At 60.5% G+C, this 25,724-nt stretch carries 22 protein-coding genes; 12 read left to right on the top strand and 10 right to left on the bottom strand.

All coding sequences use genetic code 11. The annotated features are described in order from the left end of the window. Nucleotides 1-54 precede the first annotated feature (54 nt). Entirely contained in the window at nt 55-1,350 is a 1,296-nt protein-coding gene (uppY, locus tag OK142_RS06485) for a Wzy-type polysaccharide biosynthesis protein UppY (protein WP_003493729.1), read from the top strand. 26 nt (nt 1,351-1,376) lie between these two features. Continuing rightward, nucleotides 1,377-2,129: a polysaccharide deacetylase family protein gene (locus OK142_RS06480; protein WP_003493731.1), complete on the top strand. Its 753-nt coding sequence runs from the start codon at nt 1,377-1,379 to the stop codon at nt 2,127-2,129. Nucleotides 2,130-2,194: 65 nt separating this feature from the next. Here the strand turns inward: OK142_RS06480 and OK142_RS06475 are convergent, their stop codons facing one another. Next, nucleotides 2,195-2,848 carry a S24 family peptidase gene (locus OK142_RS06475; RefSeq protein ID WP_003493732.1) on the bottom strand — a complete coding sequence of 218 codons (654 nt, stop codon included), beginning with the start codon at nt 2,846-2,848 and terminating at the stop codon, nt 2,195-2,197. Between the two features lie 113 nt (nt 2,849-2,961). Next, complete coding sequence (locus tag OK142_RS06470; RefSeq protein WP_003493733.1) at nt 2,962-3,612, bottom strand: response regulator; 651 nt, start codon at nt 3,610-3,612, stop codon at nt 2,962-2,964. A gap of 254 nt (nt 3,613-3,866) precedes the next feature. Here OK142_RS06470 and OK142_RS06465 point away from each other — a divergent pair, with 254 nt between their 5' ends. Both OK142_RS06465 and OK142_RS06460 read left to right on the top strand, forming a co-directional pair. Further along, nucleotides 3,867-4,220 carry a DUF952 domain-containing protein gene (locus OK142_RS06465; protein ID WP_313607270.1) on the top strand — a complete coding sequence of 118 codons (354 nt, stop codon included), beginning with the start codon at nt 3,867-3,869 and terminating at the stop codon, nt 4,218-4,220. Then, a complete protein-coding gene (locus tag OK142_RS06460; RefSeq protein WP_137037057.1) occupies nt 4,220-5,311 on the top strand; it encodes a quinone-dependent dihydroorotate dehydrogenase in 1,092 nt (363 codons plus the stop codon). Before OK142_RS06465 ends, OK142_RS06460 begins: the two co-directional genes overlap by 1 nt. A gap of 213 nt (nt 5,312-5,524) precedes the next feature. Here OK142_RS06460 and OK142_RS06455 read toward each other — a convergent pair whose 3' ends face one another. Both OK142_RS06455 and OK142_RS06450 read right to left on the bottom strand, forming a co-directional pair. Further along, nucleotides 5,525-6,022 carry a CAP domain-containing protein gene (locus tag OK142_RS06455; RefSeq protein ID WP_082183681.1) on the bottom strand — a complete coding sequence of 166 codons (498 nt, stop codon included), beginning with the start codon at nt 6,020-6,022 and terminating at the stop codon, nt 5,525-5,527. A gap of 1 nt (nt 6,023) precedes the next feature. Then, nucleotides 6,024-6,290: a DUF6460 domain-containing protein gene (locus OK142_RS06450; RefSeq protein WP_498681666.1), complete on the bottom strand. Its 267-nt coding sequence runs from the start codon at nt 6,288-6,290 to the stop codon at nt 6,024-6,026. Nucleotides 6,291-6,447: 157 nt separating this feature from the next. On the opposite strand from OK142_RS06450, the gene OK142_RS06445 reads away from it, so the two are divergent. The 3 genes from OK142_RS06445 to OK142_RS06435 all read left to right on the top strand — a co-directional run bounded on the left by OK142_RS06445 (nt 6,448) and on the right by OK142_RS06435 (nt 8,851). Continuing rightward, nucleotides 6,448-7,389, top strand: a complete 942-nt coding sequence (locus OK142_RS06445) for a class I SAM-dependent methyltransferase (RefSeq protein ID WP_313615288.1) — start codon at nt 6,448-6,450, stop codon at nt 7,387-7,389. Between the two features lie 135 nt (nt 7,390-7,524). Continuing rightward, nucleotides 7,525-8,136, top strand: a complete 612-nt coding sequence (locus OK142_RS06440; RefSeq protein WP_498681747.1) for a YitT family protein — start codon at nt 7,525-7,527, stop codon at nt 8,134-8,136. Between the two features lie 73 nt (nt 8,137-8,209). Next, nucleotides 8,210-8,851 (top strand): YitT family protein, encoded by a 642-nt coding sequence (locus OK142_RS06435; RefSeq protein WP_498681663.1) that lies wholly within the window; start codon nt 8,210-8,212, stop codon nt 8,849-8,851. A 26-nt stretch (nt 8,852-8,877) separates the two neighbouring features. Here OK142_RS06435 and OK142_RS06430 read toward each other — a convergent pair whose 3' ends face one another. After that, nucleotides 8,878-9,339 carry a carboxymuconolactone decarboxylase family protein gene (locus OK142_RS06430; protein WP_498681662.1) on the bottom strand — a complete coding sequence of 154 codons (462 nt, stop codon included), beginning with the start codon at nt 9,337-9,339 and terminating at the stop codon, nt 8,878-8,880. 108 nt (nt 9,340-9,447) lie between these two features. Beyond that, complete coding sequence (locus tag OK142_RS06425; protein WP_313607275.1) at nt 9,448-9,951, bottom strand: RrF2 family transcriptional regulator; 504 nt, start codon at nt 9,949-9,951, stop codon at nt 9,448-9,450. A 122-nt stretch (nt 9,952-10,073) separates the two neighbouring features. On the opposite strand from OK142_RS06425, the gene OK142_RS06420 reads away from it, so the two are divergent. Beyond that, complete coding sequence (locus OK142_RS06420; RefSeq protein WP_498681660.1) at nt 10,074-12,593, top strand: ligase-associated DNA damage response DEXH box helicase; 2,520 nt, start codon at nt 10,074-10,076, stop codon at nt 12,591-12,593. Between the two features lie 34 nt (nt 12,594-12,627). Beyond that, entirely contained in the window at nt 12,628-13,356 is a 729-nt protein-coding gene (pdeM, locus tag OK142_RS06415; RefSeq protein ID WP_313607278.1) for a ligase-associated DNA damage response endonuclease PdeM, read from the top strand. A 24-nt stretch (nt 13,357-13,380) separates the two neighbouring features. Here pdeM and OK142_RS06410 read toward each other — a convergent pair whose 3' ends face one another. From OK142_RS06410 to podJ, 4 genes are all read right to left on the bottom strand, one after another. Next, nucleotides 13,381-13,818: a universal stress protein gene (locus OK142_RS06410; protein ID WP_006313302.1), complete on the bottom strand. Its 438-nt coding sequence runs from the start codon at nt 13,816-13,818 to the stop codon at nt 13,381-13,383. 159 nt (nt 13,819-13,977) lie between these two features. Next, complete coding sequence (locus OK142_RS06405) at nt 13,978-14,805, bottom strand: TIGR02186 family protein (RefSeq protein WP_216330681.1); 828 nt, start codon at nt 14,803-14,805, stop codon at nt 13,978-13,980. Continuing rightward, the gene (locus OK142_RS06400) at nt 14,802-15,728 is read right to left on the bottom strand and encodes a sulfite exporter TauE/SafE family protein (RefSeq protein ID WP_003493749.1); all 927 of its coding nucleotides are present in this window, start codon (nt 15,726-15,728) and stop codon (nt 14,802-14,804) included. The genes OK142_RS06405 and OK142_RS06400 overlap by 4 nt, the downstream gene beginning before the upstream one ends. Nucleotides 15,729-15,992: 264 nt before the next feature. Continuing rightward, nucleotides 15,993-19,763 (bottom strand): cell division protein PodJ, encoded by a 3,771-nt coding sequence (gene podJ / locus OK142_RS06395; RefSeq protein WP_498681654.1) that lies wholly within the window; start codon nt 19,761-19,763, stop codon nt 15,993-15,995. A 378-nt stretch (nt 19,764-20,141) separates the two neighbouring features. On the opposite strand from podJ, the gene OK142_RS06390 reads away from it, so the two are divergent. The 3 genes from OK142_RS06390 (at nt 20,142) to OK142_RS06380 (ending at nt 25,579) form a co-directional block, all read left to right on the top strand. Beyond that, entirely contained in the window at nt 20,142-21,938 is a 1,797-nt protein-coding gene (locus OK142_RS06390; protein ID WP_498681652.1) for an acyl-CoA dehydrogenase C-terminal domain-containing protein, read from the top strand. Between the two features lie 32 nt (nt 21,939-21,970). After that, the gene (locus tag OK142_RS06385) at nt 21,971-23,179 is read left to right on the top strand and encodes an acetyl-CoA C-acetyltransferase (RefSeq protein WP_498681650.1); all 1,209 of its coding nucleotides are present in this window, start codon (nt 21,971-21,973) and stop codon (nt 23,177-23,179) included. 183 nt (nt 23,180-23,362) lie between these two features. After that, on the top strand, nt 23,363-25,579 hold the full coding sequence (locus OK142_RS06380; RefSeq protein WP_498681648.1) for a 3-hydroxyacyl-CoA dehydrogenase NAD-binding domain-containing protein: 2,217 nt from the start codon (nt 23,363-23,365) through the stop codon (nt 25,577-25,579). Nucleotides 25,580-25,724 lie beyond the last annotated feature (145 nt).

Here is a 25,724-nt window from a genome sequence, read left to right as displayed (position 1 = left end):
CGTCCGAGAGCAGACCATAGATGATCCGATTATCCGTTCTCCGTACAGGCGACCATGCCGCGTTTTGCTGATACCCAGCCCATTTCTGCGCCAAGCAATGCCATGTCGCTTACGGGCAGCCGTCGTGACGCGATTTTTTTCGTCGGCACGATGCTTTATATCTGGATTTCCGTTGCCCCATTTGAAAATCTCGCGGCTCCGCCGGTGCCGCATGCGGCCGCAAACCAGCTCACCGGGCTTGTCATTGCTTTGATTTTGGGTGTTTTTGCCCTGCGCCACCGGCTGACAGGACTTTTGCTGCGGCCGCGTCTGCCCATCCTCCTGTTGTTTTTCTGGCTGGTGATCTGCTCGGTGCTTGGCGAGCAGCCGGGGACCTCGCTGCAACGCCTGATCTTTACGGCCCTTCTCTGTTTCATCACCAGCGTCCTTGTCGTCATGCCCCGGGACCGGCGCCAGTTTGACCGGATGATGGCCATCTTCGCCATCATCCTGCTGGCGCTCTGCTATTTCGGGGTGCTCTTTCTGAGCTCGCGCTCGATCCATCAGCCCTACGATCTCGATGAAACGTCGCTTGCGGGCGATTGGCGCGGCATCTTCAACCACAAGAACGCGGCTGCTCCGGCCATGATCATTCTTTTCATGGTCGGGCTTTACCTGCGTAATGCCTGGTCGACGGTTGGCGGTATCGCAATCACGCTTCTGGCAGGTTTCTTCCTCTGGAAAACCAATGGAAAAACCGCGGCGATGCTGTTGCCAGTCACTATCGCGCTGATCTGGATTCTGGAAAGACATGCAGGCCGCACATTGCTGATGATCGGCGGCCTTCTGGCCTTCTTCAACATCCTTGCAGTCGGCTCCACCTATTTTCCGAGCATACAGAATCTGGTCGAAAGTCTGGGTATCGATTCCACTTTTACCGGCCGAACGGACATATGGCGTCTGTCCTTCGACACCTTTGCGCAATCGCCGATTTTCGGGCAGGGTTTCCAGGCATTCTGGACGAGTAGCGCGCTCCTGTCGCAGGCCGATATTTCCGAAACCTGGGCGGTCACGGCCTCCCATGCCCATAACGGCTATGTAGAAAGCCTGCTGAATGGCGGCCTGCCGGCATTTATTCTCATAGTCATATGGCTCGTCATCATACCTGCAAATGATTTTCGTATAGCGGTGGAAAGGGGAACCGATCCGGGATTGACGCGGCTTTTTGCCCGAATTTGGGTGTATGCACTGCTTTCTTCGTGTATTGAGAGTAATTTCTTTACTGGAACTGGGCCTATCTGGTCTTCTCTTCTGATCGCAATCTATTGTTTGAGGCATCAGGCTTACGACATACTTGAACAAGGGCAGTAATTTGCAGAAAGGCCGGGGGGCTATGCATGGCGCAAAAAATCGGGACATTTGCGGACCGGATCAATAACCGGCTCGTACGCTATTTTCCGGGACCGGCGGCTCGGATCGAGACATCCGAACCGATCGTCTCCTTCACATTCGACGATGTACCCGCAACCGCCTGGACAAAGGGCGCACGCATACTGGAAAACGAGGGTGTTTGCGGGACGTTTTACATTGCGGGCGTTTTCATCGACACGCACGATGAGCAGCAGGAGATGATCTCCACGCAGGGCTGTTCGGAACTGGCAGCGGCCGGCCACGAGCTAGCCTGCCACACCTATTCTCACCGCAAACTCTCAAGCTTTTCGCGGCGCGGGCTTGAGGAGGATCTCGATCGCAACGAAAGCGTGCTCGGATCATTCAACCAAAATGGGCATAAACGGAATTTTTCCGTTCCCTTCGGCATGGCCTCACCCCTCATGCAACCATTGTTGCGGCGCAGGTTCAGGACGGCCCGTGGCATCACGGCCGGCATCAATCGGGGCAGCATCGATCCCTATAATCTGGCTGCGGTGGAATTGCGGCCCGATCAGAACTATCTCAACGCTGCCGATCGCTGGCTTGAGGATGTTTTGCAAAATGGCGGCTGGCTCATCATTTTCACGCATGATGTCTCGCCTGCGCCGAGCTTTTACGGTTGCCCGGAAGATAGGTTGCAAGGCCTTGTCCGCAGGGCGGTGTCCGGCGGTGCGAAGGTCATGCCGGTTGATGCCGCTGTCAGCGCACTCGGCCTGTAAAGGGATATTGTCGGCAGGGTGCGGAGAGCGTAGCGACGTAAGCGGGACGCCCGCACGCTCATTGCCTATTGGCTGGCCCAGATGATGCGGGCGATCCATTCCACCTCGGCCATGTCGAAGCTGCGGTTCGGATGTTCGGGGTTGAGCGAAAGAAGCTCGATATTCTTGGGGCTTTGCCGCGCCAGCACCTTGGCCATCACTTCGCCGTCGCGGCTTTTCAGCACCACGCGGTCGCCGCGCCGCACCTGCGCGCCTGGCTCTACAATCAGGATGTCGCCATCGCGGTAAAGCGGCATCATGCTTTCGCCCTGTACCTCCAGCGCATAGACGCCCTGCTTGCGTTCGGGAGAAGAGGGGAATTCCACCACATCCCAGCCCTGACCGGCCGGAAAACCACCATCATCGAAGAAACCGCCGGAACCCGCCTGCGCAAAACCGAGCAGGGGTATGGCATTGTCCGCGCCGGAAGGCTGCATCGTCTGGGCGGCCTTGCCAAAAGCATAGCCGAAAAACTGGTCGACGCTTGCCCCCGTCGCCTCCAGCACCTTGGAGACGGATTCCGTCGAAGGCCAGCGTTTGCGGCCATCCGGGCCGAAGCGCTTCGATTTGTTGAATGAGGTCGGATCGAGACCGGCGCGCTTCGCCAATGCCGAGGGCGTCAGCTCATGGCGTTTGGCAAGCGTATCGATGGCGCCCCAGATCGTCTCGTGTGACAGCATGGTAAGAAAGCCCGCAGGTGGAGCCGATAGCGGAAAAGCTCCTGTCATTTACTCCCCGGAATCTAGACCATATCCGGCCCGGAGTAAAGAAAGGAAAGGAATAAAATCCTTGATCACGCCACCATGGCCGATGTGTTTATCTTGGCGAGCTGGATCACCGCCTGCGTGCGGCTGTCGACCTTGAGTTTCAGCAGGATCGCGGAGACATGCGCCTTGATGGTGGCTTCCGAAACATTCAGCTCATAGGCGATCTGCTTGTTCAGCAATCCTTCGGCCAGCATGCCCAGAACCCGGCTTTGCTGCGGCGTCAGCGTTCTGAGCCGGCCTATGAGATCAGCCACATCCGGGTCGTTTTCCTTGTCACCGTGGCTGCTCGCCGGTATCCAGACGTCCCCTTCCAGAACGGCGCGAATACCATCGCGAATATCGTCGATGCCGGAGGATTTGGAAATGAAACCGGAAGCGCCGAGTTCGATGGACCGGCGAACGGTGGTCGCATCATCCGTTGCCGAAACGATGACGATCGGCAGGCTCGAAAATTCCGCCCGGAGCGCCATCAGGCCTGAAAACCCGCTGACACCCGGCATGGCGAGGTCGAGAAGCATCAGATCGGCGTCGTTACGCGCCGTCGCGGCACTTCGGGCGGCCTCGAAATCCCCGGCTTCTATGATGGTCTGCTGCCCGTCAAGACCGGATACGGCCTGTTTGAGGGCGCCGCGAAAAAGCGGGTGGTCGTCTGCTATGATAATGACAAGTTCCGACATTCTGGCCCCCTCCCAAGGGCGTTATGCGGTTCTTTCGCTGGTCTGATGCACTCCCATTTGCCGGCGGTCGAAACGCTACCGGCTCCTCCGCTCAAAGGTTGCTCCAATCGGTTGCGCATTACAAGAAAAAGCTTGTGGACAGGCGGCCTTTGACGGCTTCAGCAATAAAAATGCAGTGGAAACTGTGGACAATCGACCCGCTTTGCGGCAAACCGCCCAGACTGAAAAGCCTTGGAAAGCCTTCGGAGAGCCCCATGCAGGAAACGCCCGCGATCATCTATAAAATCGTGCCGGAGACGTTGTGGAATGCGGCCAAAGCGAAGGGCGTCTTCGAAGGCGCCGCCATCGATCTGACCGACGGCTTCATTCATTTCTCGACGGCAAAGCAGGTGGCCGAGACCGCCGCAAGGCACTTTTCCGGCCAGGTTGACCTGCTTCTGATCGCGGTCGACGGGGGCGTGCTTGGCGACAAGCTGGTCTATGAACCCTCGAGAGGCGGCGATCTTTTCCCCCATCTTTATGCGTCTCTTCCCCTGACCGCCGTGCTTTGGGAAACGCCGCTTTCACTTGGCCATGACGGCCAGCACCAGTTTCCGGAGATTTTGTGATGAGCGGATTATTTTCCTCGATCGGCCGCAGGGGTCTGTTTCTGGTCGATGCGGAAAAGGCGCATGGCCTCTCCGTGGCGGCGCTGAAAAGCGGCTTCCTGCCGACCTGCATGGTGCCGCACGATCCGCGTCTGCAGCAGACCGTGGCAGGCCTCGTTTTTCCCAATCCGCTTGGCATGGCTGCGGGTTACGACAAGAATGCGGAAGTGCCGGGACCACTTCTGCGGCTCGGTTTTGGCTTTACCGAAATCGGCACCGTCACGCCGCGTGCGCAATCGGGAAACCCCAAACCGCGCATCTTCCGTCTGGTTGAGGATGAAGGCGTCATCAACCGTCTCGGTTTCAACAATGAAGGCCACGCCGCAGCACTGGAACGTCTGAAGCAGGCGCAGCTGCGCGGCATTGTCGGCGTCAATATCGGTGCCAACAAGGACAGCGAAGACCGCATCGCGGATTATGTGCAGGGCATCGAAGCCTTTTATTCGATTGCATCCTATTTCACCGTCAATATCTCCTCGCCCAATACGCCGGGCCTGCGCGACCTGCAGGCGCGGGAAAGCCTCGCAGCACTTCTCGCCGCCGTGCTGGAACGCCGGAAAGTGGAGGCAGAACGCTTTGGCAAACGCATTCCGATCTTCCTCAAGATCGCGCCCGATCTGACCGAGGAAGGGCTGGATGATGTTGCAGAAGAGGCCTTGGCCCATGATCTCGATGGCCTGATCGTATCGAACACCACTCTTTCGCGCGAAGGCCTGCGGCCCGGTCCGCACAAGGGTGAGGCCGGCGGGTTGTCCGGCAAGCCGCTATTCGAGCTTTCGACCACGGTTCTCGCCAAGATGCGCCGTCGCGTGGGCGGCAATCTGCCCATCATCGGCGTGGGTGGGGTTTCTTCGCCGGAAACGGCATTGGAAAAGGTAAGGGCAGGGGCCGATCTGGTTCAGCTCTATTCCTGCATGGTCTATGAAGGCCCCGGCCTGCCGTCGTCCATCGTCAAGGGCCTGTCGAAGCTGGTCGCCCGCGAAGGCGTGGAGTCGATCCGCGACTTGCGCGACAGCGCGGTGGACCGCTGGGCCGACCGTAAGCTTGGCTGAGCATGATCTAAAGGTCGAGACGGTGCCGTCGGTTAAGAGGAGTGCTTCTTGTGGTGCGCCCTCCTCCTCATTCCTGTGCTTGTCACAGGAATCCAGCCAGCCCAAGTCCTTGGGCTGAAAGGACTCTTCCCGCCGCGCAGACGCGCGTCGGATGGATTCCCATGACAGGCACAGGAATGAGGGTGGAGGGGTTTTAGCCCCCGCCCCATTATCTCACGCGCAGAGCACCATCGCCCAATAGGGCCGGTTACGGCTGGCGGCATCATAGGCAACAGCGACGCCGAGGCCATTATAGGGCCCAAGCATGTTTTCGAGATGATGTTTAGAGCCGATCCAGGCCTTGACGACACGCTCCACGCTGTCCTGACCTGCGGCCACGTTTTCCGCCGCCGGTAGCGGCACATTGCCGTCCTTCATGCGGATGAGGAAACTGTCGGTCAGGCCGATCAGATGCGCCATTTTCTGCGCCTTGACCATGCGGCCGGCCTGATAAGCGGCAGCACCGCTGGCTGCGCCATTGATGGCGAGTGGCGAAAGGCCCTTCGAGCGGCGCAACTCGTTGACCATCGGAAGCGCTGCCGCGGTCTCATCGCGGGTGCCGGACGGCATGCCCTTGTTGGTGGGCACGGAAACGCAGGCGGAAAGCACGGAGCCGGCGGAAATCAGCACGAAGCCGCGCCGGGTGAGCGTCTGGAATGATGTGTCGGTCATGTCAGCGGCGATAGCTCAGGAGACGCAGGATGATGAAAACGGGAATGACGATCGTAGCGCCGAGGATCAGATAGTCGCCGATTGCGCCCAGCGCATGGAAACCGCTGCGCCACAGCTCGACCACGAAATCGCGCGCGCCATAGATGATGTTCCAGGGCGTCAATCCGAAGATCGCCATCAGAAAGCCGACGAGCAATGAAACCACCAGCAGCTTCACCACGGTGCGGGCCACCGTATCACCCAGCATTTTGTTGACCTCACCGGCCATCAGCAAGTCTCCTGTTTTGTCCTGACATATGGGGCGCACCGCTTCGATGCAAGTTTTCGCGCACTATATCGCGCCATATTCGCCGCTGCCATGAAATAGGACTTGAGTTTTTTTATGGCTTGATAAATGACAGCCCGCATCTTCTCAGGAATCTTGAATGGCCCCAAACCAGTTTTCTTCCGGTGACGTCATTGCCGACCGCCGGGCGGACTATGCCCGCATGTTGGCGGAGAGCGGTGATTATCCCGCCGCCGCCGAACTCATGGAACAGGCGCTTGAACTTGCGCCACGGTGGACGGCGGGCTGGTTTCGCTTCGGGGAATATCACGAAAAGGCGCAGGAGACTGCAAAAGCCGTGGCGGCTTACGAGAAAGTCGCCGAGCTGGATACGGAAGGGCTGTTCGCAGCCGAACTGAAACTCGCGGTTCTCGGTGCCGCGGAAACACCCGAGCAGCCGCCGAGCCGTTATGTGGAAGGGCTGTTCGACGATTACGCCGACCGTTTCGAAACGTCGCTCGTCGAGAAACTGGATTACAGCGTACCGCAGAAACTGGCGGAGCTGATCGGCAGGGCGGCGGATGGCGGCGTCTTTGACACCATTGTCGATATTGGCTGCGGCACAGGCCTTCTCGGCATCGAAATCCGCTCCCTGGCGAAGCGGCTGGAAGGTTTCGATATCTCCCAGAATATGCTTGCCAAGGCCGAGGAAAAAGGTCTTTACGACCATCTCGGTCAGGCCGATCTTTCGCTGGACGCCGCCACCTCGGGGCTGTTCAGCCCGGAAAGAGTGGAACACCGCGCCGCTCTCGTCGCCGCTGCCGATGTGATGATGTATCTCGGCAGTCTCGAAACCGTCATGCCGCTCGTTTCAGCCCTGCTTGCGCCCTCCGGTTTCTTTGCCTTTTCGGTGGAGGATGCGGGGGACGAGGAGGGTTTCGTTCTGCGGGAATCTCTTCGTTACGCGCATTCGAAAAGCTACGTGACCGGCCTTCTGGAGCGGGCGGGCTTTTCCCTCATCGAAATCCGCAAAACCACCATTCGCAAGGATGCCGGAAAACCCCTTTCCGGCATTCTTTTTCTTGCACGCGCCAAAGCCTGAACATCTCGTTTCTTGCCTTTTTCACGATAGGTCAGCCTTCCTTACGCATCCATCTTGATCGGCTGTTTTTTGCAGTGCAAAATACGCCGGAACCTGAGGGAAAAAAGCGTGAGCAGAACGAGAAGCGTTTACAGCATGTGGAGTTCGGACCCGGCGAAACATGCGCCGGTGGAAGACGTGCAGGGCATCGTCACCGGTGCCATCGTGTCGGCGCTCGGCTTTTATCTGCTGAACAAGGTCGGCCTTCTGACCGGCGGCACCGCCGGCGTCGCCTTCCTTATTCATTATGCCTTCGGCATCAGCTTCGGCCTCCTGTTCTTTCTCGTCAATCTGCCGTTCTACTACCTTTCCTTCCGCCGCCTCGGTCTTGCTTTCTCCTTGAAGACCTTCATCGCCATCGGCCTCGTTTCGGTGCTCACGGAAGTGGAGGCGCGCTGGATGATCATCGACAGCATCAACCCGCTCTGGGCGGCGCTGCTGGGCGGCCTGCTTCTGGGTTATGGATTGCTGGCGCTTTATCGCCACCGCGCCAGCCTGGGCGGTATCGGCATTCTGGCCATCTATATTCAGGACCGCTTCGGCATCCGCGCCGGTCTGATCCAGCTGGCCTTCGATGCCTTCGTGATGCTCTGCGCCTTCCTCGTCATCGATCCGGCCACCGTCGTCTATTCGATTGTCGGCGCTTTCGTGCTCAACATGTTTCTCGCCATCAATCACCGCTCGGACAGATACATCGTCGTGCGCTGAGTAAAGCACGCTTGAAATCCATCGCGCTTTTGCGCAATAGCTCGATCAAGGCCGGAAAATCAGGGGAACGGACATGGGCGATACGACTGTGCGCAAGCGCGTGAATATCTGGGCTTCCGCGCCCGATCGTCATTCGCTGCTGGAGGATGCCCAGGGCGTTCTGGCTGGCAGCATGCTCGTCTCGCTGGGTGTGACGCTGCTGTCCGCCGCGGGCCTGCTCACCGGTGGCACAGTCGGCCTTGCCTTTCTGGCGCATTATTCCACCGGCTTCAGCTTCGGCGTGGTCTTCTTTCTCGTCAACCTGCCGTTTTATTATCTCGCCTTCCGCCGCCTCGGCCTTGCCTTCACGGTCAAGACCTTCTGCGCCATCGCCATGACTGCGCTTCTTTCCGAATATATGCCCGGCTTTTTCGCCTTTCAGAGCATCAATCCGGTTGCTGCGGCTCTCTTTGGCGGATTGACCGTCGCGGCCGGCATGCTGGCGCTGTTCCGTCATCGCACCAGTCTCGGCGGTTTTGGTATCCTCGCGCTTTATCTTCAGGATCGTTTCGGCTGGCGCGCGGGCCTCGTGCAGCTCGCCTTTGACGGCATGGTGCTGGCCTGCTCGTTCTTCGTGGCCACACCTTTCATCATCATCTGCTCCATCCTCGGCGCGCTGGTCATGAACCTCACGCTCGCCATCAATCACAGAAACGACCGCTACATCGCCATGTAGCGGCCGCCCATTTTGGGTTTAAGAGGTCACGCCGCCTTCGCAGCCGCATCGACCGGATGCTGCGAGCGGAAACCGACGGCGATGCGGTTCCAGGTGTTGATGGCGCCGATGGCAACCGTGATCTTCACGATCTCCTCATCGGAGAAATGCGCCTTGAGCGCCTCGAAGGCGTCATCCGGAGCGCCGGTTTCGGCGATCTTCGTCACCGCATCCACCCAGCCAAGAAGCGCGCGTTCCTGCTCGGTATAAACAGGGGATTCCCGCCACACGCTCATCAGGTTGATCCATTGTTCGGAAAGCCCGTCGTGACGGCTTTCCTTCACATGCATGTCCACGCAGAAGGCACAGCCGTTGATGATCGAGGCGCGCAGCTTGATGAGGTGAACGAAGCGGCGCTCAAGACCGCTGCTCTGGACGTAGTTTTCCAGCGCCATCACGGCCTTGAAGGCTTCGGGAGATGCTTTTGCATAGTTGATACGGGTTTTCATGGGTCTCTCCATTGGTTGGGTCTGTTTAAGGGCATGCGTCATCGCTCCGGAAAGCGGCGAAGCTCTCCGGTGTAGGTCGATCTTTCTTTGGGGGCCTGTTTTCGGGTCTCAGCGCGTCATCGTCTTGCGCTCGTTCAGCTCCAGAAAGGCGCAGCCACGCGCGGCAATCCCGCCATCATCATTGGCGGCGAGATCGTCCAGAATATCGGCGATTGTGGTCTTGGCGAGTTCGGCCCGATAGGCTTTCTCCGCCTTCAACATCGCGGCGTTGATGCCGCAAGGCTTGGTGAAATAACGTCCCGGCAAGGGGTTGGGCCCTCGCTGGCGGATTTCCGCGCAGCGAAAGGCGGGCTGCGGTCCCTCGACGGCGAGAACGATATCGAGCAGCGTGATCCTGTCGGTCGTCCGGGCAAGACGATAGCCGCCCTTCGGCCCCGGCACGGTGGCGACTATTCCGGCGCTCGACAGCGATTGCAGGTGTTTCAAGAGATAGCTCGTGGAAACGCCGTGGAATTCGGCCAGCGCCGCCGCTGAAAGCACGCCGCCTTCGGAAAGCCCCGCCAGCATGCCTACGCTGTGAATGGCCTGTTCAACGCCGTCGCCGAGTTTCATCCGATTTGCTCACGTTTGGTTTGCTCAAGTATCGTGGATATTATTTATCCATGATTATGCATTCCTGTCAAGCGAGCCTGTTCTGCTCTTCTTTTTTCTAGGTTTCTCACTACCTTGAGAGCGTGAAACACGCTGAGTCTCCCATTTCCGGCACGCATGTCGGCACCTTACCCCTGTCATTCCAGAAATGGTTTGCGCAAAAGGGTTGGTCTCCGCGCGCCCATCAATTGGAGCTTATGGCGCGGGCGCGTGGCGGTGAGAATATGCTGCTGATTGCGCCGACGGGCGCCGGCAAGACGCTGGGCGGCTTCATGGCTTCGCTCACCGATCTTGCGGAACGCGGCAAGGTGCCGCCCGGCGCCGCCTTTGTCGGCGTGCACACGCTCTATATCTCGCCGCTGAAGGCGCTCGCGGTCGATATCGAACGCAACCTCACCAGACCCGTCTCCGAAATGGGCCTGCCGATTTCCATCGAGACCCGCACCGGCGATACGCCGCAGGCAAAACGTCAGCGCCAGAAGATCAAGCCGCCCGATATTCTCCTGACGACGCCAGAGCAGGTGTCGCTGCTGCTTGCAAACAAGGAAGCCGAGCGCTTTTTCCGCGACCTCAAATATGTGGTGCTGGATGAGCTGCACTCGCTCGTGACCTCCAAACGCGGCCATCTGCTGTCGCTGGCGCTCGCGCGGGTGCGCCGGCATGCTCCAGATGTGCGCTTCATCGGCCTTTCAGCTACGGTCGCGGAGCCGATGGATTTGCGCCGCTATCTCGCACCGCAGGGGCAGGGTGAGCCGCCCGCTGGCCTCATCACCGTCGAGGGCGGGGCAAAGCCGGATATCTCAATCCTGCACACGGAAGAGCGCATTCCGTGGTCCGGCCATTCGGCACGTTACGCCATGAGGGATTTATATGCGGCGCTGAGAGAGCACCAGACGACGCTGATCTTCGTCAACACCCGCTCGCAGGCGGAGCTGATCTTTCAGGAACTCTGGACCATCAATGACGATAATCTGCCGATTGCCCTGCATCACGGCTCACTGGATGCCGGCCAGCGCCGAAGGGTGGAGGCGGCCATGGCCGAAAACCGGCTGCGCGCCGTCGTCGCCACCTCCACGCTCGATCTCGGCATAGACTGGGGCGATGTCGATCTTGTCGTGCATGTCGGAGCGCCAAAGGGCGCAAGCCGCCTGGCCCAACGCATCGGCCGCGCCAATCACCGCATGGATGAGCCGTCAAAGGCGATCCTCGTTCCCGCCAACCGTTTCGAGGTGATGGAGTGCCGGGCAGCCCTTGATGCGAACTATATCGGCGCGCAGGATACGCCCCCCATTGCCGAAGGCGCGCTCGATGTTCTGGCCCAGCACATACTCGGCATGGCCTGCGCCGAGCCTTTCGATGCGGACGATCTCTATCGTGAAGTGACGAGCGCCTCGCCCTATGCCGATCTGCCACGCGCCACCTTCGACCGGGTGGTGGATTTCACCGCCACCGGCGGTTATGCGCTGCGCACCTATGAACGCTACGCCCGCATCCGGCAGATGAAGGACGGTCGCTGGCGCGTCTCCAATCCGGCGGTCGCGCAGCAATATCGCCTGAACCTCGGCACCATCGTCGAGGCGGCGGAACTCAATGTTCGCATGGTCAAGCGCAATGCCAAGGGCTCTGTCGGACGCGGCGGCATGTCGCTCGGCAAGGTCGAGGAATATTTCCTTGAACAGCTGGTGCAGGGCGATACGTTTCTTTTTGCCGGCAAGGTGCTGCGTTTCGAAGGTATCCGCGAGAATGAATGCCTGGTCTCCCAGGCCTTCTCGATGGACCCGAAGATACCCTCCTATGCCGGCGGCAAGTTCCCGCTCTCCACCTACCTAGCGGATCAAGTGCGGTCCATGCTGGCAGACCCGGCACGCTGGCATGCCCTGCCGGATCAGGTACGCGACTGGCTGGCGATCCAGAAGGAAAAATCGATCATTCCCAAGCGCGACGAGCTACTGGTGGAGACCTTCCCCTTCCGCAAGCGCTTCTTCATGGTCATGTATCCCTTCGAGGGACGCTTGGCGCACCAGACGCTCGGCATGCTTCTGACCCGACGGCTGGAACGGGCGGGCGCAAAGCCCATGGGCTTCGTCGCCACCGATTATTCGCTCGCCATCTGGGCCATGGACGATATCGGCAGCCGGTTGAAATCCCGGCGCCTGTCGCTTGCAGACCTGCTGGACGAGGACATGCTGGGCGATGATCTGGAGGCATGGCTGGACGAATCCTTCATGCTGAAGCGTACCTTCCGCAACTGCGCCGTCATTTCCGGCCTCATCGAACGCCGCCATCCCGGCAAGGAAAAGACCGGCCGTCAGGTCACGGTCTCCGCCGATCTTATTTATGACGTTCTTCGCAGCCATGAGCCGGATCATATCCTGCTGGAGGCCACGAGGCGCGATGCGGCCGCGGGACTTTTGGACATTGGCCGTCTTGGCGATATGCTGAAGCGAATCAAGGGCCACACCACCCACCGTGCGCTGGAGCACGTCTCTCCGCTTGCCGTTCCTGTCATGCTGGAAATCGGCCGCGAGACGGTGGCGGGCGAGGCGATGGATCAGGTTCTTGCGGAGGCCGCAGACGAGCTGATCGCCGAAGCCATGTCCTGAAGCATTAAACTGGAATAAAGGAACGAAGGTAAAAGTGCTAAGCCGGCTGACATTGAGCGACAGGTTTTCGAATGGCTTCGAATGCCTCGGCAGCGAAACCGCTATCAACGGCGTCGCCGCCTGGTGCGATCCGCTCGGCGGGCTCTACCTGCCGGACCTGTCTCTGCTCGTCGTTTCCGATCTGCATCTGGAAAAAGGCGCGGCCTTTGCCCGGCGCGGGCGCATGCTGCCCCCTTACGACACTATCGCAACCCTCAAAATCCTGTCTTCGCTCGTCAGCCGCTATGATCCGAAGATCGTCGTCAGCCTCGGCGATAATTTCCACGACCGCGTCGGGTCCGAGCATCTGCCGCTTATGCTGCGCGAACTCATCCGCGAGATGGCCCGTGGCCGGGAATGGATATGGATCAACGGCAATCACGATCCTGATGGTACGGTCGATCTGCCGGGCTCTTCGGTGGATGAGATGTTTTATGGCAATCTCGTTTTCCGCCATGAGCCGAAGGTGGGAGATGCTGCAGGCGAAATCGCCGGCCACCTGCATCCCTCCGCCACGGTTCGCCGTCGCGAAAAGACGGTGCGGCGGCCCTGTTTTGCTACGGATGGTTCACGGCTTTTGATGCCGGCCTTCGGGGTCATGAGCGGCGGGCTGGATTTGCGCCACAAGGCGATGCGCGGCCTTTTCGATCACGCTGAACTCGTGGCGCATCTGATGGGACGGGACCGCATCTATTCGGTGCGGTTTTCAAATCTGCTCGGCTGAGCGCAATCACTCCGCTTCGGCCGCCTATTGACGGTAGACCAGCACCGGTATCTTCGAGTTTTTCAGCACCTTGGCCGTGACACTGCCGAGAAGCATCTCGATGAAGCTTCTGCGACGGTGTGAAGCCATGGCGATGAGGTCGCAGCCGGTTCTGTCGGCGATTTCGATGATCGCCTCGTCCGGCCGCCCCGCCCGCGCCAGCAGCGCCTCGCAATCAAGCCCCATCGCTGCGGCGTGCGCCTGCGTGTCTCTCAGAAGATGCTCTGCCTCCTCGCAACGGTGGAATTCCTCTTCGGCAATGGCGGCAATGTCCTCGACATCGCTGGCAATCACGTGAAAGGGTTCGGATACCGTCACGACGGTCACCTTTGCGCCTGCCTCTCTGGCGAGAGCGAACCCTTGGTCGATTGCGATCTGCGCCAGCGGCGAGCCATCGGTGGGAATGAGAATGTGCTTGAACATGACATTTCTCCTTTTCATCCCGGTCACAACCGCATTTGCCGCCATTAGCTGCGTGCGCGGTTGTAACATCTTGAATTTTACAGCAAACCCCGGAAGGAAGCGAATGCTATCTTTGCCCGCGCGGGCGGCAGACGCTCTCTTTTGCGCGATTGAAAACGCTCAGTCCTTGCGGAAGATGATGCTGGCGCCCCAGCCGGTGACGACAGCCAGCAGAACGCATAGCGCGCCATAGGCAAGCGGCGTCTGATGCGCCGCATCGGTGATCGCCTGTTCCATGCCGGTCTTGACGACGCGCAGTTTCAGCTCGCGCTGGGCGATGAACTTGCCGCTCTTGAACAGATAGGCACGGGCGGTGTGCACGCCGTTCGGCACGTTGGCCGGCAGGCGCAGTGTCGCCCAGAACAGGCCGGTGCGTTCCAGCCTCACCCCGGTCGTATCGTTGCGATAAATGCCGCTTGAAAGCTTGAGCCGACGATAGGCCTCCTGAAAATCGAAGACATTGTCAGGCACGCCGGAGAAGACCGCGCTTTTCAGCGACAGATGATCGACGCCAAGCCCCATGGCCCGCAAGGTGCCGGGAGAGGCGACGGCGCTGATATCGCGCGTGCTGGCCATGGAATAGGATTCCGGCAGGGGCGTGAAGGTGATGGCGCTGGTATTGATCCAGATGCCCGCCACCCGCTCCTTCTTGCGCACGGTCATATAGTCGCTCGGCCCTTCGAGCGTCACGACGATATCATATTGCCCGATGGCGAGCAGCAATTGGTCGGTATTGTTCAGCGCGCCGAAGAGGGTGAAATCCGCGCCGCGAAAATCCGAGGCGATGGGAATTTCTGTCGTTGAAGCGCCGATTTCGATGTTTTCCAGCAGGGATCGCTGCTGCGGACCGGGCGGCAAGGCAAGCGGCGGCGTCTGTGCCGAAGCCATGCTCCCAAAGGCAAGGAATGGCGCCAGAAAAAGTGCGGCAAACGACAGATGGCGGGTCAATAGCCTAACCCTCCGACCGCAACCGAAAACAGGTCTTCCGGGCGCACCACCAGCGATACTGCAAGGCGAAGGGCGACCGCGAGAACCAGAAGCGCCAGAAGCGCGCGCAACTGTTCGCCGCGCAGTTTCTGGCCCACGCGCACGCCATATTGCGCGCCGATGACGCCGGCCACCATCAGGATGAAGGCCAGCACCACGTCGACGGAATAGTTCGTCGCGGCCTGGACGATGGTCGTATAGGCGGTCACGAAAATGATCTGGAACAGCGAGGTGCCGACAACCACGCTGGTCGGGATGCGGAGGAGATAGATCATCGCCGGCACCATGATGAAGCCGCCGCCGACACCCATGATGGAGGTGAGAATGCCGATGCCGAAACCCAGCGTCACGATGGGAATGATGCTGAGATAGATCTTCGATTTCTTGAACCGCATTTTCAGCGGCAGGCGGTGAACCCAGTTGTGATGGCCCGGGCGGCGCAGCGTTACGGTTTCGTTGCGGGCGGCGCGGCGCAGCGCGGAAATGCTTTCCTTCAGCATCAGCCCGCCAACGGTGCCGAGCAGGATGACGTAGAGCAGCGAGACAATGAGATCGAGCTGGCCGATGCTGCGCAGAAAGGAGAATATCCACACGCCGACCGTGGCGCCGACCAGACCGCCGACAAGCAAAACACTGCCGAGCTTGACGTCCAGCGTCCCGCGCCGGAAATGCGTGATGGAGCCGGAAACGGAGGAGGCCACCACCTGGTTCGCGCCGGTCGCAACAGCTACCACGGGCGGAATATTGTAAAAAATCAACAGCGGCGTGATCAGAAAGCCGCCACCCACGCCGAACATGCCGGAAAGAAAACCGACGGCCGCGCCCATGCCGAGAATGATGAAAATATTCACCGACAGTTCTGCGATCGGCAGATAGACAGTCACGGCTCGGACCTCGGGCAAATGGTTCCGGGCGGCAGGGCTTGTCCGGGTGAGGGGGGCCGCGCCGCGATTATACTTTCTGTCTGAAAAGACCGGGCATGCCCAGCCTTCATTCGTCATGCCCGCGAGGGTCTGACGTGTCAACATTCAACGGTAAATACGTTGATAATTTGGAAAGATAGAGACCAGGCGTGGGGGCTGCGCCACATTCCGACGCCAAACTGAAGGGAAGCGGCCGGTGCGGCCGCTCCAACCGTTGCGGAACGGTTATTTGTTGCGGGCCAGCAGCGCGGTCACCAGTTCGTTGGTAATGCGCCCGTCAGGCGTTTGGCCCACGGATTTCTGGAAGTCCTTGATGGCGGTGACGGTATTTTTGCCAAGCTTGCCGTCAGGCTGGCCGGCATCGAAACCGTTCTTGTTCAGGATTGCCTGAATGTTGCGGATCGCCTTTTCCATGTCGACGGAAGCGGTCTTGACGCCCTGCTTGCCGGCCCATTCCTCGGGCGGGTTGACGCTGTTGGCGTCGTCCGAAAGCGGCTTGACCTTCCATGCTTCCACTTTGGCCTGAGCGCTCAGAAGCTGTTGCGGGTTCATCGCTCCTGCAACCTCGTCGCGCTTCTGGGCAGCGTCGGCGTCGCCATCCTTGGCTGCAATCGCGAACCACTTGTAGGATTCCTCGATATCCTGCTTCACGCCGCTTCCGCGGGCGTAGAGAATGGCGAGGTTGAACTGGCTGTCACGGACACCGAGTTCGGAAGCCTTGATGAACCACTGTGCGGCGGCACTGAAATCCGGCTGGCCGGCCGCGTCGGAGGCGAGCAGGACGGCGAGATTGTGCATCGCGCCGGCATTACCCTGATCTGCGGCCAGCGTGTAATAGCGCTTGGCTTCGGAAAGGTTACGCTCGACACCGTTTGCCTTCTCGTAAAGGTTGGCGAGACGATATTGCGCGGGTGCAAGGCCGCGATCCGCCGCCAGCTTGTACCATTTGGCGGCTTCCGCGCGGTCGGCGGTCACACCACGACCGTCGGTGTAGCGTGCTGCAATCTCGAACAGCGCCTGTGTTTCGCCCTTGGCGGCCGCCTCGGCAAGCGATGCGGGCTCGATGCCGGCGGGAACCGTAATCGCGTCCTGTGCGGGGGTAGCTGTCGCAGCTGCTGGCGCCGGCGCCTGCGGCTCGCTCTTTGCAACCGTGTCAGGCGTCGCCGTATCCACCACCGGTGCGTCGGCGACCGGTGGCTCGTCGGCAAGCGGTGCGCCGCCGATGGTGCGGGGATCAATGGTATTCTGCGGCGGTGCTGCGTTTTCGATGCTGTCGGCGGATGCCTGCTGCTGCGGATCGATGACGAGATCGGACGGGATTGTCACGGCGTCGTCGCCGGTCTCGGGCAGTGCGGAGACCGGAGCATTGTCCATTTTCTGTTCGATGAGCGGTGTCGGGGCTTCCGCGCCGCCGATCATCGTCTTGACGAGCGGCATGGCCATCATGGCGAGAAGAATGGCGCCGATACCGAGCAGCAGCGGGCGGCGATAGCGCGACAGCACAGAGGCGTCGGCCTTGCGGCTCTTCTTGCCGGTTTCAAGTTTCTCCGGTGACGTTTCCATGGCGGCGGCCTGAGCCGCGCGACGGGCAGCGGCAATGAAATCCGTCCGTCCTTCTGCGTCTGCAGCCTTGCCGCTGGCGGCAACCTGGCTGGCGCGCACGCGTTCCAGTATCTTCTTGATATCAGGCGCGCCCGAACCCGGCTCCAGTAGTTCGTTCTCCTGGCCGGCCGGCAGAACGTCGATCGGATCAAGCGACGGGGCCGGTTCCACCTGGGTGCGTGTCGAGGCGGCAGCCACGGGTTCTTCTACCGGTTTGGCGGTCTTTGCCGTGCCGGTTTTGAAACGTTTCGTCAGGCCGGCAAGCAGGCTTTTCTTTTCCGCTTTTGCGGGCTTGGCGGCAGCGGGCGGCACGATGGCGTCCGCGTCGTTTTCGCCAGCGTCATCAGCGTCGAGAATGGCCTGCTCTTCGGCGATATAACCCTCTTGCGGGAAGATGGCAGCCGGCATTGGCACATCTTCGCGTGCGGAAGAGACCATATGCTGTGCGACATTGCGCGCGGCGGTCGTCTCCTGGCGATAGGCGGGAGCCGCATCGCGATTGTCGAGGCTGTCCAGCCGTCCGGCGATCTGCACCAGCGTCTCGTGAAGCGCCTCGAAGGTGCGGTGCGTGCGTTCCTCGGTGTTGCGGCTCAAGGCCTCCAGGCTGCGCAGATCGGTGGCAAGATCGGTCAGCATGGTCATGTCGGCGAGGTTTGCGCCGGAGGAGACATTATTGCGCGTAAAGGCGTCCAGAACGGCCTCGGCGGCCTGCCGCGCGGCCTCGATGATATATTCGTCGTTCGACGCCATATAGTCTTCGATCGCCGACATGCGGGCGTCGAGTTCGGGCGACATGCCCGCCGGCTGGTGGTGACCGGGCTGGCTGATCAGCGAGGAGAGGTGGGATATCTGGTTTTCGAGGCTTGCCAGCGCGCCGCTGTCGGCGGGTGCGGCATGGGCGGACTCGTCCAGACGGGCGGCGATATCGCCAAGCCGTTCTTCCAGGCGCGAAAAGGCGCTTTCGTTAAAGCCGGATGCCGGCTGCGGCTGGCTGTAGCGATAGTCGAGATCCTCGATGCGCCGCGAAAGCGTATCGAGCCGTTCCGCCAGACCGTCATTGACGGCGCCGTGATCCAGCGCGTCGATCTTTTGGGAGATGTCGCTGAGGAAGGATGTCAGTTCCGCCTGTTGCGACGGGCGCTGCGAACGCTCCAGAAGCAGGGAAAGCTGGTCCAGCCGCTCATGCAGCTGTGCTGCGTCGCGCGCGGTGCTCAGCTCGTCGATCTTGCCGGCCAGCGTTTCGAGGCGGGCGGTCAGATCAAGAGCCGGTTCAGGCTTGGCGGCGGCAAGGCGGTTGATGTCATCAAGCTGTTCGGCAAGGCCGTTCAGACGGGTTTCCAGCCGCTGCGCCAGTGCATTGTCCGTCGCCTGCGCATTGGAGCGCGCGCCGGTCGCGGCAATCGCACGGCTGATTTCGTCCAGCCGCTGGTCGAGGCCGGAAAACTGCTCGGTAAAGGCAGCCTCATTGGGCTGCATATGTTTGCCAAGCTGCTCCACCGCGCTTGCAATCGCGATCAGCTTTTCCTCAAGCACGCGCACGGCCGGATTGTTGCTCATGCCGCCGAGCTGGGTCTTGATGTCGTCCAGACGATAGGCGAGTGAGACGATCTCATCCTGCAGCGAGGTCGCGTCGAAGCCGCGCAGCGTGTCTTCCACATTGTTCCAGCGGCTTTCGATCCGGTGCACGCTGTCTTCACGCGCAAGCTGGTCGATCGTGAGGCGCAGGTCCTCGAATTCGTTGCGCAGGCCGTAGGCATCAGGAGCTGCGAGATTGCCGAGCTGGTCGATGCTGCCCGCAAGCCGTGCGATATCGTCGCGCAGATCGCCGATGAATTGCTGGTCTTCAGCGATGGCGCGAATGTTGCGAATTTCAGCGCGCAGCCCCTGCGCCTCGCGCGCTACGCCTTCGGAAATATCGTGCTTCAGCTCGTGGCGCAGGTTGACGAGCGCCTGTGCGATCTCCTGCAGGGCCGCGTCGTTACGCTGCTGCTCCTGATAGGGCGGGATGGAACGCGCACGCGGTGCGGCCGCCGCTGCCGCGGTCTGAACGTCGTTCGGGCGATATTCGGGCGCAAGCGGTCTGGTGATGGTCCGTTCCGGACGCGCAACGGGCTCCTGCGGACGCTGGAAGCTTGATTCGAGCAGGCGTTGGCGCTGGCGGATTTCGTTGACGGGGTCGAGCTGCGGCGGGGTAACCGTGGCGCGTGGTTCGCGCGGCGTGGCGTAAGCCTCGGTTTTCGGTTCCGGCGCGGGGGTGGCCGCGCGCGGCTCGCGCGGGAACTTCTGGCTCATCAGCCCTTCGATACGGGCTTCCAGGCCTTCAATGGTGCGATTGAGAGCATCAAGAGACGACCTGTCGCTTGGCTGTTGGGTTTTCGATCGCAATCCGTTCATCTTCTCGCTCGCTTCGCTTCCGTCCGGCGTGCCCGGTTGTTTGTCGCAACGGTTGCCTGTCTGGACATGCCGTCGCCGCAACAAGCAGCAATTCTAGAGCCGGTATTTGCCCCCTTTGAGGAAAATGCGCCGATGGACGAAGCAGTTACCTCTGTCGGGAGAATTCACGAAACGTGGTAAAGAAGTGGTTAACTATGGTCGGAATTTTTTAACTTTTGCGGCGCATGGCCCTCTCGCGCGGGCGCAGACCATCCATTTGGCGGAAAGGGCGGGCGATAATCCGCCGGAATTTATTTGACGTTTACGCGCACGTCAAATATTGTCATCCCATATTGGCCGGATCGGCTCCGGCTTTCACGATGCGGAGGAACATCGGTAATGCCTGTTTACAAGGCCCCAGTCAAAGACACGCTTTTTATCCTGAACGACGTTCTCGGCCTCGAGCGGTATAACAACCTGCCCGGCTTCGAGGATGCAACCCCTGACATGATCGAGGCGATCACCGGTGAAGCCGCCAAGCTTGCCGAAGACCGGCTTTTCCCGCTCAACCTTTCCGGCGACCAGCAGGGCTGCAAGCGCGCCGACGACGGTTCGGTCTCCGTGCCTGATGGTTTCAAGGAAGCGTACGACGCCTATTGTGAAGGCGGCTGGATCGGTCTTGCCGTTCCGCAGGAATTCGGCGGTCAGGGCCTGCCCTATACGCTTCATGCCGCGATCGGCGAATATATGTCGTCCGCCAACCTGTCGCTGATGATGTATCCCGGCCTGACGCAGGGCGCCATCGCTGCCGTCTTGGTGCACGGAACGCAGGAACAGAAGCAGACTTATCTGCCGAAAATGGTCGAAGGCACATGGTCCGGCACCATGAATCTGACCGAACCTCATTGCGGCACCGATCTCGGTCTTCTGCGCACAAAAGCAGTGCCGCAGGGCGACGGCAGCTACAGGATTTCCGGCCAGAAGATATTCATTTCGGCCGGCGAACATTCCATGACTGATAATATCGTCCATCTGGTGATCGCCCGCATCGAAGGTGCACCGGAAGGCACCAAGGGCATTTCGCTCTTCATCGTGCCCAAGTTCCTCGTGAACGAAGATGGCACGCTGGGCGAGCGCAACGGCGTTACCTGTGGCGCGATCGAACACAAGATGGGCATTCACGGCAACGCCACCTGCGTCATGAACTATGACGAAGCGACGGGTTATCTGCTCGGCGCGGAGAACAAGGGTCTCTCCGCGATGTTCGTGATGATGAACGAAGCCCGCCTTGGCGTTGGCCTGCAGGGCCTTTCCGTTGGCGAGATCGCTTATCAGAACGCGGTTGAATATGCCCGTGAGCGCATTCAGGGCCGCTCGCTTTCCGGCGCGAAATTCCCGGACAAAAAGGCCGATCCGATTATCGTGCATCCGGATATCCGTCGCACGCTGATGACCATCAAGGCCTATAACGAGGCCGGCCGCGCCTTCCTGCTCTGGACGGCGCTGCAATCCGACATCGCCCATCGCGCCGCTGACGAAAAACAGCGGCAGGCGGCGGACGACCTGCTCGGCCTCGTCACGCCGATTCTGAAAGGTGTCCTGACCGACAAGGGCTTCGACCACGCGGTGATGGCGCAGCAGGTCTTCGGTGGCCACGGCTACATCGAAGAGCACGGCATGAGCCAATATGTCCGCGATGCCCGCATCACCATGATCTATGAGGGCGCCAACGGCATTCAGGCGCTTGATCTGGTCGGCCGGAAGCTCGGCATGAATGGCGGCCGCGCCGTCATGGCGCTGTTCAAGGAAATCGGCGATTTCTGCGAGGAAAACCGCGCCGACGAAAAGCTCAGCCTCTACACCAAGGGCCTGAAGAAGGGCTTGAACGACCTGCAGGCCGCAACCATGTGGTTCATGCAGAACGCCATGGCGAAACCCGACAATGCCGGTGCCGGCTCGACCGACTATATGCATCTCTTCGGCATCGTGGTGCTGGGCTACATGCAGGCGCGCATGGCGAAAGCCGCCAGCGAAGCGCTTGCAGAAGGCAGCACTTCGGACGAGGATTACCTCAAGACCAAGCTTGTCACGGCGAAGTTTTACATGGAGCGCATCATGCCGGAAACGGCGCTGCGCAAGGCCCGCATCGAAACCGGCGCGGACACCATGATGGAACTGGCTGCGGAAGCATTCTGACAGGGCGTTTCAAGCGCCGAGGGAGAAAGTTAATGACCGACGTTTATATCTACGACCATGTCCGCACCCCGCGTGGACGCGGCAAGAAGGATGGCAGCCTGCACGAGGTGCCTTCCGTTCGCCTTGCCGCCAAGACGCTGGAAGCCATCCGCGATCGCAACGGGCTGGATACATCTGCTGTCGATGACATCATCATGGGCTGCGTCGATCCGGTCATGGATGCCGGCGCGGTGATCCCCAAGGCCGCCGCCTTCGAGGCCGGTTATTCCAACAAGGCACCGGGCATGCAGATTTCGCGCTTCTGCGCTTCGGGTCTCGACGCCATCAACTTCGCGGCCGGCAAGGTCAAGGCCGGTTCGGACGATATCGTCATCGCCGGCGGCGTGGAAAGCATGTCGCGCGTCGGCATGGGCATGTCGGGCGGTGCCTGGTACATGGACCCTTCCGTGAACTTCCCGGCCTTCTTCATGCCGCAGGGCGTGTCGGCCGATCTCATCGCCACCAAATACGGTTTTTCCCGTGACGATGTCGATGCCTATGCTGTCGAGAGCCAGAAGCGCGCCGCGCATGCCTGGGAAAAGGGCTATTTCAACAAGTCCGTCATTCCCGTGAAGGACCGCAACGGCCTGACGATCCTTGACCGCGACGAGCATATGCGCCCCGGCACGGACATGCAGGCGCTCGCCTCCCTCAACCCCTCCTTCCAGATGCCGGGTGAAATGGGCGGTTTCGAAGCCGTCGGCATCATGGCCCACCCGGAAGTGGAGCGGATCAATTACGTCCATCACGCCGGCAATTCGTCCGGCATCGTCGATGGCGCCGCCGCTGTGCTGATCGGCTCCAAGGCTGGCGGCGACGCGATGGGCGTGAAACCGCGCGCCCGCATCAAGGCTTTCGCCAATATCGGCTCCGATCCGGCGCTGATGCTGACCGGCCCCGTTGATGTGACGGAAAAGCTCCTGAAAAAGACCGGAATGTCGCTTGCCGATATTGATCTCTTCGAACTCAATGAAGCTTTTGCCGCCGTCGTGCTGCGTTACATGCAGGCTTTCGAGATCGACCACGACAAGATGAACGTCAACGGGGGCGCAATCGCCATGGGCCATCCGCTGGGTGCCACGGGTGCGATGATCCTTGGCACGGTGCTGGATGAGCTGGAGCGGCGCGATCTGAACACCGCGCTCGTCACGCTCTGCATCGGCGCTGGAATGGGCACGGCGACCGTTATCGAGCGCGTTTGAGGCGGGGGGCGACCCCAGGCTCCTCATCCCTGTGCTCGTCACAGGGATCCAGCAGCGCCGCGTCTGCGGCGCGCGAGAGTCTTCCAGCCCAAAGACTTGGGCTGACTGGATTCCTGTGACAAGCACAGGAATGAGGGATTGGGAAGTCCGGCGAAACGAAATTCAGGGAAGAGGAATCCCAAAATGAGCACTTATACCAATTTCACCATCGAGACGGACGCAGACGGCATTGCCCTCGTCACCTGGGACATGCCGGAAAAATCCATGAACGTCTTCACGTCAGAGGTGATGGACGAACTGAACGCCATTGTTGATGCCACCGTCGCCGACAGCGCCGTCAAGGGCGTCGTCTTCACATCTGGCAAGAGCACCTTTTCCGGCGGCGCCGATCTTTCGATGATCAAGTCGATGTTCTCCTTCTACAATGATGAGAAGGCGAAGAACCCGGATCAGGCCGCTGCAAAGCTGTTCGAACTGGTTGGCCGGATGACTGGCCTGTTCCGCAAGATCGAGACCAACGGCAAGCCCTGGGTTTCCGCCATCAACGGCACCTGCATGGGCGGCGCTTTCGAACTCTCGCTTGCCTGCCACGGCCGCGTGGCCTCCAGCGCCAAAAGCCTCAAGATCGCCCTGCCGGAAGTCAAGGTCGGCATCTTCCCCGGGGCCGGCGGAACCCAGCGTGTGCCGCGCCTGACCGATGCGCAATCGGCACTGCAGATGATGACGACGGGCCAATCGCTGACCGGCGCACGCGCCAAGGCCATGGGTCTGGTGCACCAGGTGGTGGAGCCGGATCAGCTGGTCGCCACCGCAAAGCAGATGATCAAGGACGGCCTGAAGCCGGTCGCCCCTTGGGATGAAAAGGGCTTCAAGGCCCCCGGCGGTGGCATCTGGACGCCCGCAGCTGCCCAGCTCTGGCCGGCCGCTCCGGCGATCCTGCGCCGTGAAAGCGCCGGCAACTATCCGGCAGCGCTTGCCATCCTCAAATGCGTCTATGAAGGCCTGCAATTGCCCTTCGATACGGCGCTCAAGGTGGAGCAGCGTTATTTCACGGAAATCCTTCGCTCGAAGGAAGCCTTCGGCATGATCCGCTCGCTGTTCGTTTCCATGCAGGAACTGGGCAAGGGCGCGCGCCGCCCGGCCGGCCAGTCGAAGACCGAGTTCAAAAAGGTCGGCGTCGTCGGCGCGGGCTTCATGGGCGCTGCCGTCGCTTATGTCACCGCAGCCGCCGGCATCCCCGTTGTGCTGGTCGATCGCGATCAGGAAGCGGCCGACAAGGGCAAGGGCCATTGCGAGGAAAGCGTCAAGGCGGCCATCGGCAAGGGCAGGCTAACGCAGGATGAAGGCAAGGCCCTGCTCGACCTCGTCACTCCCAAGGCGGACTATGCGGCGCTTTCTGACGCAGATCTCGTCATCGAGGCCGTCTTCGAAGACCGGGATGTGAAAAAGGCCGTCATCGAGGCCGTGGAGGCCGTGCTGCCTGAAGGAGCGATCTTCGCCTCCAACACCTCCACCTTGCCAATCACTGGCCTGGCGAAGAACTCCAAGCGCCCGGCGGATTTCATCGGCATCCACTTCTTCTCGCCGGTCGAGAAGATGATGCTGACGGAAGTGATCCTCGGCAAGGAAACCGGCGACAAGGCGCTTGCCGTCGCGCTGGATTACGTGGCCAGGATCAAGAAGACGCCGATCGTCGTCAACGATACGCGCGGCTTCTTCGTCAATCGCTGCGTGCTGCGCTACATGGCGGAAAGCTACGACATGCTGATCGAGGGCGTACCGCCCGCCATGATCGAAAATGCCGCGAAATTCGCCGGCATGCCGGTCGGCCCGCTGGCGCTGAATGACGAAGTGGCGATCGATCTTTCCTACAAGATCCTGAAAGCGACAGTCGCCGATCTCGGCGAAAAGGCCGTCGACCCGCGCCATATGGAGCTGGTGAAGACGCTGGTGGAAGGCGAGGGCCGCTTCGGCCGCAAGAACGCCAAGGGCTTTTACGACTACCCGCCAAAGCCCGCCAAGAAGTCCCTCTGGCCCGGCCTGAAAAATCTCTATCCGCAGCAGAAGCCTGAGGATGTGGATATGGAAGTGCTGAAACAGCGCTTCCTCGTCACCGTGGCGCTGGAAGCCGCCCGCACAGTGGAAGAAGGCATCGTCACCGATCCACGTGAGGCCGATGTCGGCTCCATCCTCGGTTTCGGCTTTGCGCCCTACACCGGCGGTGCGCTCTCCTACATCGACGGCATGGGCGTGAAGACTTTCGTGGCGCTCGCCGAGAAGCTGAGCGAGAGCTATGGCCCACGCTTCAAGCCGACGCCGCTTCTGAAGGACATGGCCGCCAAGGGCGAGACCTTCTACGGTCGTTTCGATCCCTGTGCCAGCACCGCGAAAGCGGCATAAGCCTTCTCGGCAGATCAACGAACGGGACCCTTCGGGGTCCCGTTTTGCGTCTCTCCAGGCTCAACGTCATCCTCGGCTCGACCCGAGGATCCATTCTTCCGACGGGTTGAGGCCCCCCGCCTCAAGGGCGAGGATGATGCAGGAG

Source organism: Agrobacterium sp. BT-220-3 (genome assembly GCF_025910175.1).
Taxonomy (GTDB): Bacteria; Pseudomonadota; Alphaproteobacteria; order Rhizobiales; family Rhizobiaceae; genus Agrobacterium; species Agrobacterium oryzihabitans.
This window is presented reverse-complemented; position numbering and strand designations above follow the sequence as displayed.

Coding starts and splice junctions, on each gene's coding strand:
- uppY (WP_003493729.1), top strand. CDS start 55: ATGCCGCGTTTTGCTGATACCCAGCCCATTTCTGCGCCAAGCAATGCC.
- OK142_RS06480 (WP_003493731.1), top strand. CDS start 1,377: ATGGCGCAAAAAATCGGGACATTTGCGGACCGGATCAATAACCGGCTC.
- OK142_RS06475 (WP_003493732.1), bottom strand. CDS start 2,848: ATGCTGTCACACGAGACGATCTGGGGCGCCATCGATACGCTTGCCAAA.
- OK142_RS06470 (WP_003493733.1), bottom strand. CDS start 3,612: ATGTCGGAACTTGTCATTATCATAGCAGACGACCACCCGCTTTTTCGC.
- OK142_RS06465 (WP_313607270.1), top strand. CDS start 3,867: ATGCAGGAAACGCCCGCGATCATCTATAAAATCGTGCCGGAGACGTTG.
- OK142_RS06460 (WP_137037057.1), top strand. CDS start 4,220: ATGAGCGGATTATTTTCCTCGATCGGCCGCAGGGGTCTGTTTCTGGTC.
- OK142_RS06455 (WP_082183681.1), bottom strand. CDS start 6,022: ATGACCGACACATCATTCCAGACGCTCACCCGGCGCGGCTTCGTGCTG.
- OK142_RS06450 (WP_498681666.1), bottom strand. CDS start 6,290: ATGGCCGGTGAGGTCAACAAAATGCTGGGTGATACGGTGGCCCGCACC.
- OK142_RS06445 (WP_313615288.1), top strand. CDS start 6,448: ATGGCCCCAAACCAGTTTTCTTCCGGTGACGTCATTGCCGACCGCCGG.
- OK142_RS06440 (WP_498681747.1), top strand. CDS start 7,525: ATGTGGAGTTCGGACCCGGCGAAACATGCGCCGGTGGAAGACGTGCAG.
- OK142_RS06435 (WP_498681663.1), top strand. CDS start 8,210: ATGGGCGATACGACTGTGCGCAAGCGCGTGAATATCTGGGCTTCCGCG.
- OK142_RS06430 (WP_498681662.1), bottom strand. CDS start 9,339: ATGAAAACCCGTATCAACTATGCAAAAGCATCTCCCGAAGCCTTCAAG.
- OK142_RS06425 (WP_313607275.1), bottom strand. CDS start 9,951: ATGAAACTCGGCGACGGCGTTGAACAGGCCATTCACAGCGTAGGCATG.
- OK142_RS06410 (WP_006313302.1), bottom strand. CDS start 13,818: ATGTTCAAGCACATTCTCATTCCCACCGATGGCTCGCCGCTGGCGCAG.
- podJ (WP_498681654.1), bottom strand. CDS start 19,763: ATGAACGGATTGCGATCGAAAACCCAACAGCCAAGCGACAGGTCGTCT.
- OK142_RS06390 (WP_498681652.1), top strand. CDS start 20,142: ATGCCTGTTTACAAGGCCCCAGTCAAAGACACGCTTTTTATCCTGAAC.
- OK142_RS06385 (WP_498681650.1), top strand. CDS start 21,971: ATGACCGACGTTTATATCTACGACCATGTCCGCACCCCGCGTGGACGC.
- OK142_RS06380 (WP_498681648.1), top strand. CDS start 23,363: ATGAGCACTTATACCAATTTCACCATCGAGACGGACGCAGACGGCATT.